Source organism: Amycolatopsis sp. NBRC 101858, assembly GCF_030269325.1.
Taxonomy (GTDB): domain Bacteria; phylum Actinomycetota; class Actinomycetes; order Mycobacteriales; family Pseudonocardiaceae; genus Amycolatopsis; species Amycolatopsis ponsaeliensis.
The window spans coordinates 1,746,940-1,763,748 of sequence record NZ_BSTD01000002.1 but is presented as its reverse complement, the minus strand read 5'-3'; the positions used below and the strand labels follow the sequence as shown (position 1 = coordinate 1,763,748).

The following is a 16,809-nucleotide window of genomic DNA, read 5'->3' as shown; positions in this document are numbered from 1 at the left end:
ATGCATACTGCATTACGATACACGATGTATCCGACGAGTTGGGAGCTCTCGTGTCGTCCTTCCTCTACCGGCTCGGCCGCGCCGCTGCCCGCGCCCGCGTGCTTGTCCTGGTTCTGTGGGTGGTCGTGCTCGGGGTCGCCGGCGGGGCGGCACTGCTGGTCAACCAGGGGACCGACGACACGTTCGCCATTCCCGGCTCGGAGTCGCAGGACGCGCTCGACCACCTCGGCAGGGTCTTCCCGGAGGTCAGCGGCACGTCGGCGCAGCTCGTGCTCGTGGCGCCGGAAGGCGCGAAGGTCGACACACCGCAAACCCGGACCGAGGTGGCCGAAGCCGTCACGCGGATCGGGAAGCTCGACCAGGTCGCCACGGTCGTGAACCCGTTCGACAAGAGCGTGAACGGCGCGGTGTCGGGCGACGGCCGGGCCGCGCTGGTCGCCGTGCCGCTCAAGGTGCAGCTGGCCCAGGTCGACCCGGCCACCAAGACCCAGCTGTCCGCGATCGCCGACGACCTGGGCGCGCAGACCAGGACGAAGGTCCACACCGGCGGCGACGCGTTCTCCAACCGCGTGCCGAAGCTCAGCCCGACCGAAGGGATCGGCCTGCTGATCGCGCTGCTGGTGCTGGTGCTGATGTTCCGGTCCCTGATCGCCGCGGTCATGCCGCTGGGCACCGCCGTCCTCGGTGTGGGTATCGCCGTCGGGCTGATCTACCTCGCGACCGTCGTCACGCCGATCTCGTCGACGGCGCCGATGCTGGCGGTGATGATCGGCCTCGCCGTCGGCATCGACTACGCCCTGTTCCTGCTTTCCCGCCACCGCGATCAGCTGGCCGAAGGCCTGGACGTCGAGGAGTCGATCGCTCGCGCCACCGCCACCGCGGGTTCGGCGGTCATCTTCGCGGGCTTGACGGTCGTCATCGCGCTGCTCGGCCTGTCCGTGGCGGGCATCCCGTTCCTGACCACCATGGGCGTCGCCGCCGCGGTCGCCGTCGCGCTGGCGGTCGCCATCGCCATCACGCTCGTCCCGGCGCTGATGTCCTTCGCCGGCAAGCGCTTACGCCCGCGTACCCCGAAACCCCGGCGGAAACGGCATCGCCGGGAGAAGCCGCGGATCGCGCGCTGGTGGGTCCGGACCGCCACGAAAGCGCCGCTGGTCACCGTGCTCGTCGTCGTCGCGGGGCTCGCGGTCTGCGCGATCCCCGCCACGAGCTTGCGGCTTGCGTTGCCCGACAACGGCACCGAAGAGCACGGCAGCCCGGCCCGCGACACCTACGAAGTCGTCAGCGAGCACTTCGGGCCCGGCTACAACGGGCCGCTGATCGTCACCGCCGACATCATCACCAGCACCGACCCCATCGGCCTGGTGAACAAGATCGCCGAGGAGATCCGGCGCCTCCCTGGCGTCGCCTCCGTGCCGCTCGCCACGCCGAATCCCAAGGGCGACACCGGAATCATCCAGGTCGTCCCCGCCACCGCGCCGGACTCCGCGCAGACCGACGACCTCGTGGCCCGGCTGCGCGGACAGGAGCAGCACTTCCTCGACACCTACGGGACGCAGACCGCGGTCACCGGCATCACCGCCGTCGGCATCGACGTCTCCGCCCAGCTCGGCAGCGCACTGCTGCCGTTCGGGATCCTGGTCGTCGGCCTGTCGCTGATCCTGCTGGCGATGGTGTTCCGCTCGATCTGGGTGCCGATCAAGGCAACCGCCGGCTACCTGCTTTCGGTTGCCGCGGCCTTCGGTGCGACGTCGTTCGTGTTCGTGCAAGGACACCTCGCGGACGCGCTCAACGTGACCCACACCGGGAGCGTGATCAGCTTCCTGCCGATCATCCTGATGGGCGTCCTCTTCGGACTGGCGATGGACTACGAGGTCTTCCTCGTCTCACCGATCCGGGAAGACTACGTGCACCACGGGGATCCGCACCACGCGATCGAATCCGGGTTCGTCTCGGCGTCGCGGGTCGTGGTCGCCGCCGCCGTGATCATGTTCGCGGTGTTCGCCGCGTTCGTGCCCGAAGGCAGCGCCACCATCAAGCCCATCGCGTTCAGCCTGGCCATCGGGGTGTTCATCGACGCCTTCGTGGTGCGGATGACACTGGTACCCGCCGTGCTGGCGCTGCTGGGCCGCCGGGCCTGGGGTCTGCCGCCGAAGCTCGACCGGGCGCTGCCGGTGTTCGACGCCGAGGGCGACGCGCTGGTGCACGAGCTGCGGCTCGCCGACTGGCCCGCCCCGGACAGCACCGAAGCGATCAGCGCCCGCGGGCTGCGCATGGAGGACGACCGGGGCCGCCTGGTCTACGCCGACGTCGACCTGCATCTGCCGGGCGGGGACGTCCTGGTGCTGCACGGTGCCGGCGCCCGCGGGAAGTCGGCCTTGCTCTACACCTTGGCCGGGCGGGTCACGAAGTTCACCGGCGACCTGAAGGTGCTCGGGCGCGTCCTGCCGCAGCACACCCACGCCCTGCGCCGCGACGTCGCCGTGATCCCGTGTCGCGACACCACCGATCCCGTCCGGCAGATCGCCGACGCGCTCGACGCCGACGCCCTGATGATCGCCGTCGACGACGTCGACCTCGTGCTCCGCACCGACGATCGTGACCGGCTGCGCGTTCTCCTGGCCGGCCGCCGTACCCGTGCGGCCGGGTCCGCCACGTTCGTGCTGACCTGCCAGGATCCCGAGCGCATCGGAGACCTGCTGCCGGCCGGAACCACCCAGCTGCACGCCCTCACCACCGCCCAGCCCGCCGAGGTCCTCTGATGCTCAAGCCGTTCGCGAACTCCGCCCGCGCCCTGGCCACCGGACCGCTGACCTGGCGCACCTGGACCGGCCTGATCGCCGTGCCGCTCATCATCATGGGCCTGCTCACCTGGGCGTTCTGGACGCCGGAGGCCAACCACGGCACCGCCAAAGCCGCCGTCGTCAACAACGACGAACCGGTCCAGGTCAGCGGCCAGACCATCCCGCTCGGCCGGCAGCTCGCCGGCGACCTCACCCACAGCGAGAACTCCGCCTACACCTGGGTGCTCACCGACGCCGACGACGCCGCCGCAGGGCTCGCCGACGGCAGCTACGCGGCCACCGTGACCATCCCGAAAGACTTCTCCGCCCGCGCCACGTCGTCCGCCACCGGGAAACCGCTCGACGCCCGGCAAGCGCAGCTTCGAATCCAGGCCTCCGACGCTGCCGGTGTCAGCGATTCCGGGCTGGCCGACCAGATCGCGCAGGCCACGCAAAGGACTCTGAACCAGCAGGTCGTCCAGACCTATTTGGACAACGTCTACGTCGGCTTCACGACGATCCACAACCAGGTCGGGCAAGCCGCCGACGGCGCGGCGCAGCTGGCCGACGGTACCCGCCAGCTGGCCGACGCCGCCGGACAGCTGAGCACGGGCGCGGACCAGCTCGCCGACGGAACCGCTCAATTGGCCACCGGTTCCGGCAAGCTGTCCGCCGGGCTCACGCAAGCTCAGCGCGACACCGCGCAGCTGCCCGCTCTGACGCGTCAGCTGGCCGATGGCGCCGACCAGGTCGCCGACGGCAACGAACAGCTCGCCGGCACGGTCGTGCCGCTCGCGAACCGCATCATCGCCGCCATCGACGCCCTGCCCTCCGCGAACGCCGCCGCGAAGCAGTTCCAGCAGCTCGCCGACGAATGCGCCGACCGCGGCGGCTCGGCCTCGTTCTGCACCGACCTTCGCCAGGCCGCCGGCCGGTTCACCGCCGACGCGCAGAAGATCGACAACGCCAAGGCCGCCGTCCGCGCCAACGCCGTGAAGGCCCGGGACTCCATCCAGGCTCTCGCGACCGGGGCGCGGAAGGTCGCCGACGGCAACGCCCAGCTCGCCGGCAAGTCCGCTGAACTCGCGGCCGGCATCACGTCCGCCGCCGACGGCGCACGTCAGCTCGACACCGGCGTCAGGCAAGCGAACACCGGCGCGCAGAAACTCGCATCCGGAGCCGGGCAGCTGAAGGACGGCGTCACGAAGGTCGACGACGGCGCGCAGCAGCTCGCCACCCAGCTGGACAAGGGGCGCGACCAGGTGCCGAGCTACACCGATGCCGAACGCGCGCACCTCAAGACGGTCGCCGCCGAACCCAGCACCGCGACCACCGACACCACCCCGATCGGCACACTCGCGGTCACGCTGTTCGCCGCGCTGGCCCTGTGGGCGCTGGCGCTCGCCACCTACATCGTCACCAGGGCCGTCCCCGACGCGGTGCTCGTCGCGCGCGAGCCGACCTGGCGGATCATCACGCGCGCGGCGATCCCGGGCGCGACCGCTGCCGCGCTCGCCGCACTCGCCATCACGGCGATCGCCGTGCCAGTCCTGAAGCTGGGCCTCGCCGGCACGATCGGCTTCCTGCTGATCGCGCTGCTGGCCGCCGCCACGTTCGTCGCCCTCAACCAGGCGGCGACGGCGATCTTCGGCCGCGCCGGGCGGCTGGCGTCGCTGGCCGTCCTCGTCCTGGCCGGCGCCACCGGCGTCGTCTCGACGCTGCCGGGCCCGCTGTACACGATCGCCGGCTACCTGCCCACCCACGGCGCGATCCTCGCCCTGCGAGCCACCGCCACCGACGGCACCGGGCTCGCCACCGGTGTCGCCCAGCTCGCCGCCTGGCTGGTCGTCGGCACCCTCGTGTCGATCCTCGTGACCGACCGCCGGCGGTACCTGTCCGCCAAGAGCATCCGCCTCCGCGGCACCCAGCCGCTGCTGACGGCATAGTTTTTCATTCGCAGGAAAGGAAGTTCACCCATGAGCCGCGCCCGGCGCATCGACACCCACCAGCACCTCGTACCTCCCCGCTACGCGGACTGGATGCACGACAAGGGAATCCGGCCCGGTGGCGTCGACCTGCCGGACTGGTCGGCCTCGGCGGCGCTGAAGTTCATGGACGGCCACGGCGTTCAGACCGGCATCCTGTCGTTGTCCACGCCGGGCGTCTACTTCGGCGACGTCCCCGAGGCACGTCGCTGGGCCCGCGAGGTCAACGAGTACGCGGCCTCCGTGGTCGCCGGCCGGCCGGACAGGTTCGGCTTCTTCGCGACCCTGACCCTGCCCGACGTCGAAGGCGCGCTCGCCGAAGCCGAGTACGCGCTCGACACCCTGCACGCCGACGGGATCGTGCTGCTGGCCAACAACGACGGCCGCTACCTCGGCGACCCCGGCTTCGAACCGCTGCTGAAGTTCCTGCACGAGCGCCAGGCGGCCGTGTTCGTGCACCCGGGCGAGCTGCCCGGTCCGGAGGTTCCCGGCATCCCGACCTTCACCGCGGACTTCCTGCTCGACACCACCCGCACGGCGATCAGCCTGATCCTGTCCGGCTCGATGGCGAAGTACCCGGGGATCAAGTTCATCCTCGCCCACGCCGGTGGGTTCGTGCCCTACATCTCCTACCGCATCCTGCTCACGATGATGAACACCAAGAACAAGGCACAACAGGCGTGGACGCTGCTCGACCAAAAGCGCCAGGTGCCCAAGCAGCTCGCCGTGCTCCGCCAGTTCTACTACGACATCGCGCTTTCGGCGTCACCCTCGGCCCTGCCGAGCCTGCTGGAGGTGGCCGACCCGGACCACATCACCTACGGCAGCGACTTCCCCTTCGCCCCGGCGGTCGCGGTGGGGTTCATGAACAAGACCTACGAGCAGTACCCGCTCGAGGACAAGCTGCGGGCCGCGATCGATCGCGGCAACGCCGAGAGCCTCTTTCCCCGGCTCAAGGGCTGAGCAGGCCTGGGGGCGGTGGCGCGCCGGCGGACAGGTGCGCCGCCGCGGCGAACAGGACGTGGGCGTGCAGTTCGAACAGGCGCAGCAGGTCCACGCTGTCGCCGCCGATTTCCTTGGCGATGAACAGCCCGTCGGCGCCGGCCATGGCGTAGGTGGCCAGCAACCGGACCGAGTCGTCGTCGAGGTCGGGGAGGAAGTCACCGATCACGGCCGTGATCCGCTGGGCGGCGATGTGGCGCACCTGGAGGAACATGGTGCGGGCACTGGGTTCTTCCGGCCGCCGCTCGAGGGTCAGCATGAGACCCAGCCGGAGGAACTCGGGCGTCTCCAACAGTGATTTGGCGACCTGACGGGACATTTCCGTGACCCGCTCGACGGGCTGGCCGTGCTCTTCGCCGGGGAGGGTCAAGGCGGAGAGCCAGCTGTCGAAGCTGCGCTCGATGACCGCGGCGATCAGCTCGTCCTTGTCCTTGAAGTGCCAGTAGATCGAGCTCGCCGGCAGTCCGCATTTCTTGCTGACCAGCGCGATGCTGGTTCCCTCGTAGCCACGTTCGCCTGCGACTTCGACGGTGGCGTCGAGGATCTTGCGGCGGGACTCTTCGCCGTTCGCCCGCCGGCGGCGCGCGCCGCGGTCGTCGGTCATGGTCATCTCCGGTTCCGGTCGAGTCTTGACGGCGTCTGCACGCCAGCTTACTGTAGCGACCATTACGGAAGTTACTGTAGTGATCGCTACAGCAAGGAGGCTGTCGACGTGACGGATCGCCAGGGCTACGACGTCGCCGTGATCGGCTACGGCCCGACCGGGGTCACCGCCGCGAACCTGCTCGGGGCGAGCGGGCTGTCGGTCGTCGTCATCGAGCGCGACACCTCGATCTACAGCCGGGCGCGAGCCATCTCGACCGATGAAGAGGTCCTGCGGATCTGGCAGCAGGCCGGCCTGGCCGAGCGGCTCAAAGCCGACATGCTCGCCGACAAGGCGGTCGATTTCGTCGATGCCGACGGCGAATCCTTCATCAGTGCCTCCCCGCAGCCGCGTGGTCACGGCCACCCGCCGCAGCTGTTCATCTACCAGCCCGCACTCGAGCAGACCCTGCGCGACGGCGTAACGCGCTACCCGAACGTCGAGGTCCTGCTGGAGCACGAATGCCTGCGGGTCCAGCAGGACGCCGGTGGCGTCGAACTGCTGCTCGCCCGCCTGGGCGAGGACACCCTCACCCGGGTCCGCGCCTCCTACGTCATCGCGGCCGACGGCGGTTCGAGCCCGGTGCGCGGGCAGCTGGGAATCGGCTTCGACGGCCGTACCTACGAGGACCGCTGGGTCGTGATCGACACGGAGGTCCGGTCCGAGTGGCCGGCCCATGACCGCCTGCGGTTCCACTGCGACCCGAGCCGTCCCGCGGTGGACTGCCCGACCCCGCTGGGCCACCACCGCTGGGAATTCCCGGTCCTGCCGGGGGAAGACGAGCAGGAACTGGTCACCGACGCGGCGGTCTGGCGGCTGCTCGGCAGGCAGGGCATCACCGAACGCCAGGTCAAGATCCTGCGCGCCGTGGTGTACCGCCACCATGTCCGCTTCGCCTCACGATGGCGGGCCGGTCGGATCTTCCTCGCCGGTGACGCCGCCCACGTGATGCCGCCCTGGATCGGCCAGGGAATGGCGGCCGGCGTCCGGGACGCGGGCAACCTGTGCTGGAAGCTCGCGGGCGTGGTGTCGGGCCGGTTGCCCGAGTCGGTTCTGGACTCCTACGAAACCGAACGCCAGCCGCACGTTCGAGGTATGACCCGGCGGGCCGTAGCGGTCGGGCGCATCATCACCGAGCGGCGACCGCTGCTGACGACGATCCGCAACGCCGTGTTCCGCGGGGTGAGGTCGATCGGACCGCTCAGCGGTGGCCTGCAGAAGTCGGCGTGGATCCCGGACGTGCACTATGCACAAGGGTTTCTCGCCGATGGCCGGACCCGGGCGCGGGGTCGCAAGATCCCGCAACCCTGGGTCAGGGACGGGGCCGGAGCCCGGGCGCGGCTCGACGACGTGCTGGGCGCGGGCTGGGTCGTGGTGCACCACGGGCCCGCGCCGGACACCTCGGCCTGGACGCGCGCCGGGGCGACCGTGGTCGAGATCCTGTCCCCGGGGTCACGCGCCCGGGACGGAGCCGTCGTCGACGACGGCGACGTACTCGCCGATTGGCTGCGCCGCCACCGTGCGTCCGCGCTCGTCCTTCGACCCGACCGCGTCGTCTACGCGGCGGCTGCCCCGGGGGAATCGCTGTCTTCACCGCCGACGGGGCTTCGCGCCACGTCGTCATCCGCTGACCGCCAGCCCGTCCGGAGGTAACCGTCATGAGTTCCGCAACGCTGCGCGAAAGGTCGGTCCGCGTTCGCGGCCAGGACATCTTCTTCACCGAAGCCGGTGACGGCCCGCCCGTGGTCCTGCTGCACGGCGGCGGGCCCGGCGCGACCGGGATGTCCAACTACGCCCGCAACATCGACGTCCTCGCGGAAACCCATCGCGTCCTCGTCCCGGATCTGCCCGGCTACGGACGCTCGGGCAAGCACATCGACCAGCGCGACCCGTTCGGCTCCCTGGCAGGGGCGGTCGGCGGCTTGCTGGACGCCGTGGGCGTGGATCGCGCGCACGTGGTCGGAAACTCCTACGGCGGCGCGGCCGCACTGCGCCTGGCGATGGACCGGCCGGAGAAGGTGGACCGGCTGATCCTGATGGGTCCCGGGGGCATCGGCACCACCCGGGCGCTGCCCACGAAGGGGCTGAACGCACTGCTCGCGTACTACGGCGGCGCCGGTCCGAGCCGGGACAAGCTCGAACGCTTCATCCGCTGCCACCTGGTGCGCGACGGCGCGTCCGTGCCGGACGAGCTGATCGAACTGCGCTATCAGGCCAGCATCGACCCCGAGGTGGTGGCGAATCCGCCACTGCGCAGGCCGTCCGGCTCGCGCGCCCTGCGCACGCTGTGGCGGATGGACCTGACCCGCGGCTCGCGGCTCGCGAACGTCACCCACCCGACGCTGGTGATCTGGGGCGCAGCGGACCAGGTCAACCGGCCCGGTGGCGGGCAGCTGCTCGTCGACGCGATGCCGGACTGCGACCTCTACCTCGTCGCGAACACCGGCCATTGGGTGCAATGGGAACGCGCCGACCTGTTCAACGCACTCGCCCTGCGCTTCCTGGGTGCGGCTTCATGAACGGATTCCTCCGACCGAACGACGACGAGTCGGTCTTCGGCTCGGTGCACCTCGGCTACGTCGTCGTGGAGTCGCTGCGGCTGACCGACTGGCACCGCTTCGGCAAGGACGCGATCGGCCTGCACGTCGACGAACTCGACCGCGACACCCTGCGGTTCCGGCTGGACGACCGGCAGTGCCGGTTCCTCATCGGACGCGGTCCGGCCGAAGACCTGATGGCGCTGGGCTGGCAGATCGACGACCACGAAACCTTCGACCGGATCATCCGCCGGGTCGTCGATCGCGGCGTGCCGGTCCGTGAAGGCTCCGACGACGAGGCAGCCCGGCGCGGCGTCGAGCGGCTGTGGCGGTTTCCGGGCCCGAAGGGCATCGTCCAAGAGATCTTCACCGCGCCGCTCACGACGCCGGAGCCCCTGGTCATGGTGAACTCCGGCTGGGTGACCGGAGAAAAAGGTATGGGCCACGTCGCGATCATGTCCCGCGAGCCGGAGTCGCTGCGCGGCTACTACAACACGGTCTTCGACTCGCGGCTGACCGACTACATCGACGAGAACGTCAGCGGCCTGATGATGAAGATCCGGTTCCTGCGGGTCAACGAGCGCCATCACTCGATCGCCATCGCGAACTTGCGCGGGCTGAAGATCGACCCGATCCGCACGAAGTGCCAGCACATCAACATCCAGGCCGGCACGCTCGAGGACATGCTGGATTCCTTCCACCGGGTCAAGCGGCTCGGCTTCCGGATGGCGTGGTCGGTCGGCCAGCACACCAACGACCGGGAGCTCTCCTACTACTGCGTCACCCCGTCCGGCTTCGAACTCGAGGTCGGCTGGAACCCGATCGTCATCGGGCCCGAGTCCGAAGCGACCTGGGAACCCACCACCTATCGGGGAATCAGCATCTGGGGGCACACGCCGGTGGGGGAGACCGTCGTCGGCAAACTCGCCCAGTTCAAGAATGCCGCGCGGTCGTTGGCCTTTCGTGAGGACACCGTTCCCGCCCTCAGCGGCGGTTGATCGGCAGGCTGGCGAACGAGGCCCACGGTCTGCTCGGTGATCATCGATGGGCTCGTGCCCGCGCAGTCGGCGGGCCTCGGCGTCCAGCTCGTGCGCGGTGTGACGGGATGACACGCAGGAGAGCGCGCCACCCCCTCGCGCCCGGCGTGGCCAAGGGGCGATCGACCGCCGAGGTAGCGGCCTTGCTGGGTGGCCTGGTTGTGCATCGCGGCCAGCACGCGGTGGCGGGCGCGCAGGACTTCGCGCTGCGACTGGGTCGCGAGGAGGGATAGCAGTGCCCGGTGATCGTGGTTGGCGAGATCGACCGGGCCTCCTGTTTCGGGCGGCCACAGCTGAATGCCGTACCGGGTGCACCAGGCGTAGAGGGTGGCGAATTGGGTGCCGGTGAAGGCGCGCTCGTACTCGCCGACCACGATGGCGTCGATTAAGCGGTTTGGGCCGGTGATCGCGGCCAGCAGTTGGGTGGCCAAGGCGAACCGCAAACTGCCGGCGGGCTTTTGTGGGGGAGCGTGGCGGGTGGCTCTGCCTGTGGTCATCCACCGCGCGAGCAAGTCGGCTTCCGGCTCGGGGACGGTCGAGGTGAGGTCACGCTGAGCGGATGCGTCTGTCTTGGCCTCATGACGGAGAGCTCCGGAACGTCAGCCCGGACAGCCCAGCTGAAATGTCCCCGGGGTAACGGCGTATAACGGCCTATTCTCGGCCCTGTCTGCGTCAGGGACGAGGACCGCGGGGAGCCGGTGTGGTGCTGAACTGGCCCTGCCAACTGGCCTGGGCGCCGGAATCGCCGATGCGGTAGATGTCGTAGAACGTCGCGCCCGCGGCCACTACGGCCAGGACCGAGAGCACCACGGTGACCGCGGTGGACGCCGGGGCGAGGAACGTGCGGCGGCGGGTGGTGACCGCGGCCGAATTCGTGTCGGCGGCCTGGGACGCGAGGCTTTCGCGGCGGCGCCACCACACCACCAGGGCCAGGACGGCGACCGGGATCGCGACCCAGAGGGCGGTGTCGCCGAGTTCGGTGTGGGTGCGGACCAGCGGGGTCGACGCCACCCGGCGTTCGAGCCATTCTCCGGCGTCCGTGGTGATCGGGACCAGCGCCACGACCAGGACCGACAGGATCGCGTTCGGGCCGGCCAGCTTGGCGCGGGCCGCCGGCCAGAGCGCGCTCAGTACCAGCAGCAGTGCGGCCAGGGGCAGCAGGACGACGATCGCGTGCACGAGCAGGATGTGGGCGGGCAGGCCGTTGACGGTGGTCATCATGTCCTTTGTGGAGTGTGGTGGGATCGTTCTGGGAAAAGGTTTTCAGGGAGCACGGGCGAGCGCCGCCACTTCGTAGCCGGGTGCTCGCGTGGCAACCCAGCGGGAAACGTTGCCGCCGCGGGCGAACGCCGCCGTGGCGTTGACGTCGGCCCACACCAGGGTCGGACCCCGCACCGTCACCGACAGCAGGTTGCTCGTGCGCCGGCCGGTGTGCGGATCCACGATGTGGTCGCCGCGGGCGGCCGTACCGGAGGTCGCGAGGCCGCCGGTGCGCAGGTCGACGACGGCGAGGAAGTCGTGCGGGTCGCGGGGGTTCTCGATGCCGACCCGCCACGGCCCGGTGTGCGTGGATGCCGTGATGTCGCCGCCGGCGTTGAGGTAGTGGTCGTACCCGTGCAGCCGGGTGAGGTGAGCCGCGGCGCCTTCGGCGGCCCAGCCCTTCACCAGACCGGACGGGTCGAAGCCGCCGGGCAGGCACCACGGGTCGAAGTAGCCGTCGGTGCGTTCTCTGGCCTCTTCGCACAGCGCGACGACTTCGGTGACCCACGGGTGCCACCGGTCGCGGGGGAGCCCGCCGCGGCGGATAGCGGTGACCTGGCTGTCGGGCCGAAAGGTGCTGAACAGCTCGTCGGCGGTCCGCAGGTGTCCGAACACCGCGGCCACGGCCGGTTCGACGGCCGGGTCGGTGTCCACGCGCGGGCCCCGGAGGTGGAGGCTGACCTGCGTACCCATGACGGGCCAGGCCCAGGACCGGCGGTGCCGGGGCGCATCGGTCACCGATGGGCCTGGTCGATCGCGGACTGCAGGGACTGCTGGTAACCCTCCGAGGTGTACGTCGCGCCGCTGACCGTGTCGATCTGCGCGTTCTGGGCCTGCAGCGTCTCCTGGTTCAGCTCGGGCACGGCGGCGGAGTTGATCCGGACGTCGCGGCCGCTTTCCTGGGGGTACTGGATGGCCTCGGCGTCGGTGATCTTGCCGCCGGCGACGGTGATCTGCACCTGCACCGGCCCGTAGCGGGTGTCGGCGGCACTTCCGGTGAACGTGCCGTCGCCCCCCGAGGTGCCGCCGGACGTGGTCGGGCTCGTGGTGTGGGACGGCTGTGCGCCGCCGAGCGGCCGCGCCGCGGTGACCGGCGTCGAGTCGGTGCTGGTGCGGTAGCTGAACAGCAGCACGACGATCGAAACCGTCGCGGCGAGAGCAATGGCGATCCGGCGCATCGGAAGTCCTTTCCTACCAGGCGAACCGCTCGGCGTGGACGCGGTCGGCGGGGACGCCGGCCCGGCGCGCGGTGTCGAGCACGGCGCCGGTCCAGGCGTCGGGGCCGCAGACGTAGAGGTCGTGCTCGGCGATGTCGGGCACCAGGTGGCGCAACACCTGCTCGTCGGGCACCGGCGCGTAGCCGGCCGGAAGCCACGACGCGCGGTCGCGGGCCCGGCGCCCGAGCAAATAGTGGATCCGGACGCCACGGCGGGCGGCCAGGTCTTCCAGCTCCTGGCGGAACAGCAGGTCCGCCGGGTGGCCGGCGCGCTGGAACAGCACGGCTTCCCCGGGTCGGTACGGGAGTTCGTCCAGGAGCGCGCGCAAGGGCGTGATCCCGATGCCGGAGGCGAACAGGGCGACCTTCCGTCCTTTGCGGACGGTTCCGGTCAGCCGGCCGTAGGGGCCTTCGAACAGCGCGGGCGTGCCGGGGCGCAGCGTGGCCAGCCGGCGGCTGCCCGCTCCGAGGTCCTTCGCCGTGATCCGCAGCCGGTGCCCGTCCGGGGCGGCCGAGAGGGAGAACGGCTTGCCGCGCGTCCAACCCGGCCCGGAGCCGAACCGCCAGACGAAGAACTGGCCCGCGGCTACGGGAAGCCGGTCGAGGTCGCGGCCGGTCAGGTACACCGAGACGACACCGCGGCCTTCCGGCACCACCTGCTCCACGACCAGCCGATGCCGGGCGTTGAGCCACACCGGCAGCCCGAGACGGAACACGAGCACGGCACCCGCTGCCGCCGCGTAGGCGGTCCACCAGAACGCCGTCGCCACCGGGGAGGCGGTGAAGTCGGCGCCGGTCCACAGCTGGTGCGGCAACGCCAGGCCGGCGCCCAGGTAGGCGTAGAGGTGCAGCAGGTGCCAGGACTCGTACCGCAGGCGACGGCGGGCGGCGCGCACCGATGTCACGGCGACCATGACCAGCGCGGCCGTCCCGGCTGTCGCCAGGAGCATGCCGGGGTAGGTGGTGACCAGCGTCCACGCCTCGGAGACCACGCCGGAACGGTCGGTCGTCGCGTACCCGAGGGTGATGAGCACGAGGTGCGCGGCCAGCAGCATGATCGACGTGAACCCGGTGAGCCGGTGGCGGCGGGCCAGCTCGTCCTGGCCGTAGCTGCGCTCCACCCACGGGATGCGGGCCATCAGCAGCACCTGCAGCAGCAGGAGGTCCGCCGACACCAGCCCGGTGAGCCGTCCCGCCGAGGTGAAGAAGTCGGTGCCGAGGTCCTGCAGGCCACGCCCGGACACCCAGAGCGCGACCACGAACAGGGCGCTCGACCAGGCGGTCAGCCCGGCGGCGTCGCGCCACCACACGCGAACGGCGGGCCGCGCGGCGCGACGGGCGACGAGAGTGGCGGACATCGGGCTCCTCGGGGTGATCGCTTCGAGATCCACCCTTCCCGAGCGCGGTTAGCCGCCGACGTGATCAGGGTGAGAACTCGGTAAGAGAACGTCGGCACCGACGGTGAAGCCGACCGCCGAGCCGCCGCCCGGCCGCGGCTCGGCGAACACCGCGCCGCCGTGGGCGAGGGCGATCTCGCGGACGATGGCCAGCCCGAGGCCCGATCCGGGCAGGCCGCGGGCCCCGTCGGCCCGGTGGAACCGGTCGAACACGCGGGCCGTGTCCGCTTCGCCGATGCCGGGGCCACGATCGAGGACCTGGACCCGCCCGTCTCGCACCTCGGCCTCGATCGGGCCGTCCGGGGCGAACTTCACGGCGTTTTCCAGCAGGTTCGCCACCGCGCGTTCGAGTGCTTTCGCCTGGCCGGACAGCGTGGTGGCGTCGGCGGCGACGGTGATGGCGCGGCCGGAGCGACGCCGGACGCGATCGGCGGCCCGCTCGACGATCTCACGCAACGCGACTGTCGTGGGCTCCTCGGCTTCGTAGCGGTGGGTGGCGAGCTCGACGAGCTCGTCGATCAGGTGGGTCAGCTCGCGGGCCTCGCCGTCGACGTCGTCGAGGAGCCGCTCGCGTGCCTGCGGGCTCAGCTCGGCGAACCGGCGCAGGACGCTGGCGTTGGTGCGCAGGCTGGTGAGCGGGGTCCGCAGCTCGTGGGCGGCGTCCTGGACCAGGCGTTCCTGGTCGTCGCGGGCGTCGGCGAGGCGGCCGAGCATGCGGTCGAAGGACGTCGCGAGCCGCCCGACCTCGTCCCCGCCACCGGTCGGGACGGTGACGTCGTCGAGGCGGCCGTCGCTGACCTGCTCGGTCACGTCGGTCAGGCGGACCAGCCGCCGGGTGATCTGGCGGGCCAGCAGCCAGCCGGCCAGCGCTGCGACGACCAGGACCAGGGCGCTGACGCCGGTGATGCGAGCGGCGAGCGCGCTCAGCACGTGCCGGGACTCGTCCACGTCGATGCCGAGCTGGACGGCTCCCCGGCCCGGCCCGAGGGCGACGGTGATCACGCGGTAGTCGTCGCGGCCGGCGGTGAGGTTCCAGTAGCGGTGGTCGCCGAGGGAGCCGGTGGCGGCCAGCGCGCGGTCGGCGTCGTCGACGGGCAGGTGCACCGGGCGGCCGCCGAGCGAGCGGGCGGTCCCGTCCGGGGTGATCGACTGGGCGACCATGGGCTGGGCTTCGTCGTGGTCGTCGTCATCGGGGCCGCGGGTGACCGGGCTGGGGGCGAGGACCTGCGTCGCGCCGGCCGCGACTTCCGCCGAGGTCGTGAGCAGCGAGCGGTCCAGCTCGGCGTCGATGCGCTGGGAAGCGGCTTGGTAGCTGAACACCCCGACCAGGATCGCCGCGGCGGCGCCGACTCCGGCGAACGCGATCGCGAGCTTGCTGCGCAGGTTCACGACGGGCGCACCGAATAGCCCACGCCGCGCACGGTGTGGATCAGGTCCGCGGCACCGACCTGCTCGAGCTTGCGCCGGAGGTAGCCGATGTAGACGGCGAGGTTCTTCGAGTCCGAGCCGAATTCGTAGCCCCAGATCCGCTGGTAGATGGTGGTGCGGTCGAGCACGATCCCGGCGTTGCGGACCAGCAGTTCCAGGAGGTCGAACTCGGTCTTGGACAGGGTGATCTCGGTGCCGTGCCACCACACGCGGCGGGCGGCGGGGTCGACGGCCAGCTCGTCCAGCCGCAGCGTGCGCCGTGCCTCCGGTTCAGCTGATGTGCGGCGCAGCAGGGCTCGTAGCCGGGCGAGGAGCTCGTCGAGCTCGAAGGGCTTGGGTAGGTAGTCGTCGGCGCCGGCGTCCAGGCCGGCCACGCGATCGGGGGTTTCGACCCGCGCGGTCAGCATGAGGATCGGGGTGGGGTCGCCTTCGGCGCGCAGGACGCGGCAGACGCCGAGCCCGTCGACGCCGGGCATCATGACGTCGAGGATCAGCACGTCGAACTCTTCGCGCCGGGCCGTGGCCAGCGCGTTCACACCGTCGGTCACCTCGGTGACGTCGTAGCTTTCGAGCTCGAGCGCGCGCACGAGCGATTCGCGGATCGCGCGGTCGTCGTCGGCGAGCAGGACACGGTGCGGCATGCCCGCCATCATGCCCGCGCGTGGTCACCGCGTCGTGCCGAGCGCAGAGCCGTTGGTCCCGGGCACTGGTGACCGAGGACCACGGCGCCGCCGGCCGCGGCGCGATTTCCTGAACACACCACAAATCAGTGGCACCGGCTCGACCGCTGAAAGGAACGGCCATGCGGATCCTCGTCGTCTTCGAGTCGATGCTCGGCGCCACCGAGGAGGTGGCCGAGGCCGTCGGCAAGGGGCTGGCCGTGTCCGCCCCGGCCGAGGTGGTCAACGTCGACAAAGCGCCACGGGACCTGACCGGCGTCGACCTGCTCGTCATCGGCGGCCCGACCCACGTGCACGGCATGAGCCGGGCCGCGACCCGGAAGTCGGCCGCGGACCAGACGTCCGGCCCGGTCCGGTCGCGGACCGGCATGCGCGAATGGCTGGACTCGCTCGAGTCCGCGCCGGGCGGGCTGCCCGTCGCGACCTTCGACACCCGGGTGGAGAAGGCGCGTGTGCTCACCGGCGCCGCGTCGCTCGGCGAGGCCAAGCGGCTGCGCCGGCTCGGATGCCGGCTCGTGGTGCCCGCGGAGAGCTTCTTCGTCGAAACGAGCCCGGCGGACGCCGGCCTGAAGTCCGGTGAGGCCGAGCGGGCCGAGGCGTGGGGTGCGGCCCTGGGCCGCATCGTGGCCTGACCGCCGTCGGGGGGCGTGCCGACGGTCGGGGTGGAGGAGGAAGTTCGTGCTGCTGGACGCGCGGACCGGGGTGGCCGTCACCTCCGGATCACCGGCCCCGGCCGAGAAGCTCGTCGCGGATCCGCTCGCGTACGTCCGGCCGGCGCTGCGGGTCACCGGCGACCTCGACGAGGTGCGGCGGGCGGCATTGGAGACCCAGTGACGTCCGC

General features: G+C 71.1%; 15 protein-coding genes. 8 read left to right on the top strand and 7 right to left on the bottom strand.

What is annotated here, in order from left to right:
* Window positions 1-50 precede the first annotated feature (50 nt).
* The 3 genes from QSK39_RS21155 to QSK39_RS21145 are packed head-to-tail and all read left to right on the top strand — an operon-like array spanning window position 51 to window position 5,731.
* Window positions 51-2,762 (top strand): MMPL family transporter, encoded by a 2,712-nt coding sequence (locus QSK39_RS21155; protein WP_285479490.1) that lies wholly within the window; start codon window positions 51-53, stop codon window positions 2,760-2,762.
* Complete coding sequence (locus QSK39_RS21150; RefSeq protein WP_285479489.1) at window positions 2,762-4,729, top strand: YhgE/Pip family protein; 1,968 nt, start codon at window positions 2,762-2,764, stop codon at window positions 4,727-4,729. Before QSK39_RS21155 ends, QSK39_RS21150 begins: the two co-directional genes overlap by 1 nt.
* Before the next feature lie 30 nt (window positions 4,730-4,759).
* Window positions 4,760-5,731 carry an amidohydrolase family protein gene (locus QSK39_RS21145; RefSeq protein ID WP_285479488.1) on the top strand — a complete coding sequence of 324 codons (972 nt, stop codon included), beginning with the start codon at window positions 4,760-4,762 and terminating at the stop codon, window positions 5,729-5,731.
* Here the strand turns inward: QSK39_RS21145 and QSK39_RS21140 are convergent.
* Window positions 5,721-6,374: a TetR/AcrR family transcriptional regulator gene (locus tag QSK39_RS21140; protein WP_285479487.1), complete on the bottom strand. Its 654-nt coding sequence runs from the start codon at window positions 6,372-6,374 to the stop codon at window positions 5,721-5,723. The genes QSK39_RS21145 and QSK39_RS21140 overlap by 11 nt on opposite strands.
* 108 nt (window positions 6,375-6,482) lie before the next feature.
* Between QSK39_RS21140 and mhpA the strand changes: the two genes are divergently transcribed.
* The 3 genes from mhpA to QSK39_RS21125 are packed head-to-tail and all read left to right on the top strand — an operon-like array spanning window position 6,483 to window position 9,948.
* Window positions 6,483-8,066, top strand: a complete 1,584-nt coding sequence (gene mhpA / locus QSK39_RS21135; protein WP_285479486.1) for a bifunctional 3-(3-hydroxy-phenyl)propionate/3-hydroxycinnamic acid hydroxylase MhpA — start codon at window positions 6,483-6,485, stop codon at window positions 8,064-8,066.
* Window positions 8,067-8,071: 5 nt separating this feature from the next.
* Window positions 8,072-8,932: an alpha/beta fold hydrolase gene (locus tag QSK39_RS21130; RefSeq protein WP_285479485.1), complete on the top strand. Its 861-nt coding sequence runs from the start codon at window positions 8,072-8,074 to the stop codon at window positions 8,930-8,932.
* On the top strand, window positions 8,929-9,948 hold the full coding sequence (locus QSK39_RS21125; protein ID WP_285479484.1) for a VOC family protein: 1,020 nt from the start codon (window positions 8,929-8,931) through the stop codon (window positions 9,946-9,948). Before QSK39_RS21130 ends, QSK39_RS21125 begins: the two co-directional genes overlap by 4 nt.
* Window positions 9,949-10,659: 711 nt before the next feature.
* On the opposite strand, the gene QSK39_RS21120 is transcribed toward QSK39_RS21125, so the two are convergent.
* The 6 genes from QSK39_RS21120 to QSK39_RS21095 are packed head-to-tail and all read right to left on the bottom strand — an operon-like array spanning window position 10,660 to window position 15,938.
* The gene (locus QSK39_RS21120) at window positions 10,660-11,205 is read right to left on the bottom strand and encodes a DUF2231 domain-containing protein (RefSeq protein WP_285479483.1); all 546 of its coding nucleotides are present in this window, start codon (window positions 11,203-11,205) and stop codon (window positions 10,660-10,662) included.
* Window positions 11,206-11,250: 45 nt separating this feature from the next.
* Window positions 11,251-11,985, bottom strand: a complete 735-nt coding sequence (locus tag QSK39_RS21115) for an FAD:protein FMN transferase (RefSeq protein ID WP_285479482.1) — start codon at window positions 11,983-11,985, stop codon at window positions 11,251-11,253.
* The gene (locus QSK39_RS21110) at window positions 11,982-12,425 is read right to left on the bottom strand and encodes an FMN-binding protein (protein WP_285479481.1); all 444 of its coding nucleotides are present in this window, start codon (window positions 12,423-12,425) and stop codon (window positions 11,982-11,984) included. Before QSK39_RS21110 ends, QSK39_RS21115 begins: the two co-directional genes overlap by 4 nt.
* Window positions 12,426-12,438: 13 nt before the next feature.
* Window positions 12,439-13,821, bottom strand: coding sequence for a ferredoxin reductase family protein (locus QSK39_RS21105; RefSeq protein WP_285479480.1), 1,383 nt, complete (start codon window positions 13,819-13,821; stop codon window positions 12,439-12,441).
* Between the two features lie 48 nt (window positions 13,822-13,869).
* Window positions 13,870-15,249, bottom strand: a complete 1,380-nt coding sequence (locus QSK39_RS21100) for a HAMP domain-containing sensor histidine kinase (RefSeq protein WP_285479479.1) — start codon at window positions 15,247-15,249, stop codon at window positions 13,870-13,872.
* Window positions 15,246-15,938 (bottom strand): response regulator transcription factor, encoded by a 693-nt coding sequence (locus QSK39_RS21095; protein ID WP_285479939.1) that lies wholly within the window; start codon window positions 15,936-15,938, stop codon window positions 15,246-15,248. The genes QSK39_RS21100 and QSK39_RS21095 overlap by 4 nt, the downstream gene beginning before the upstream one ends.
* A gap of 152 nt (window positions 15,939-16,090) precedes the next feature.
* Here QSK39_RS21095 and QSK39_RS21090 point away from each other — a divergent pair, with 152 nt between their 5' ends.
* Together QSK39_RS21090 and QSK39_RS21085 are read left to right on the top strand one after the other, a co-directional pair.
* Window positions 16,091-16,600, top strand: a complete 510-nt coding sequence (locus tag QSK39_RS21090; RefSeq protein ID WP_285479478.1) for a flavodoxin family protein — start codon at window positions 16,091-16,093, stop codon at window positions 16,598-16,600.
* A gap of 46 nt (window positions 16,601-16,646) precedes the next feature.
* Window positions 16,647-16,802: a hypothetical protein gene (locus tag QSK39_RS21085; protein ID WP_285479477.1), complete on the top strand. Its 156-nt coding sequence runs from the start codon at window positions 16,647-16,649 to the stop codon at window positions 16,800-16,802.
* The last annotated feature ends 7 nt before the right edge of the window (window positions 16,803-16,809 follow it).

Coding starts and splice junctions, on each gene's coding strand:
- QSK39_RS21150 (WP_285479489.1), top strand. CDS start 2,762: ATGCTCAAGCCGTTCGCGAACTCCGCCCGCGCCCTGGCCACCGGACCG.
- QSK39_RS21145 (WP_285479488.1), top strand. CDS start 4,760: ATGAGCCGCGCCCGGCGCATCGACACCCACCAGCACCTCGTACCTCCC.
- QSK39_RS21140 (WP_285479487.1), bottom strand. CDS start 6,374: ATGACCGACGACCGCGGCGCGCGCCGCCGGCGGGCGAACGGCGAAGAG.
- QSK39_RS21130 (WP_285479485.1), top strand. CDS start 8,072: ATGAGTTCCGCAACGCTGCGCGAAAGGTCGGTCCGCGTTCGCGGCCAG.
- QSK39_RS21125 (WP_285479484.1), top strand. CDS start 8,929: ATGAACGGATTCCTCCGACCGAACGACGACGAGTCGGTCTTCGGCTCG.
- QSK39_RS21120 (WP_285479483.1), bottom strand. CDS start 11,205: ATGACCACCGTCAACGGCCTGCCCGCCCACATCCTGCTCGTGCACGCG.
- QSK39_RS21110 (WP_285479481.1), bottom strand. CDS start 12,425: ATGCGCCGGATCGCCATTGCTCTCGCCGCGACGGTTTCGATCGTCGTG.
- QSK39_RS21105 (WP_285479480.1), bottom strand. CDS start 13,821: ATGTCCGCCACTCTCGTCGCCCGTCGCGCCGCGCGGCCCGCCGTTCGC.
- QSK39_RS21095 (WP_285479939.1), bottom strand. CDS start 15,938: ATGGCGGGCATGCCGCACCGTGTCCTGCTCGCCGACGACGACCGCGCG.
- QSK39_RS21090 (WP_285479478.1), top strand. CDS start 16,091: ATGCGGATCCTCGTCGTCTTCGAGTCGATGCTCGGCGCCACCGAGGAG.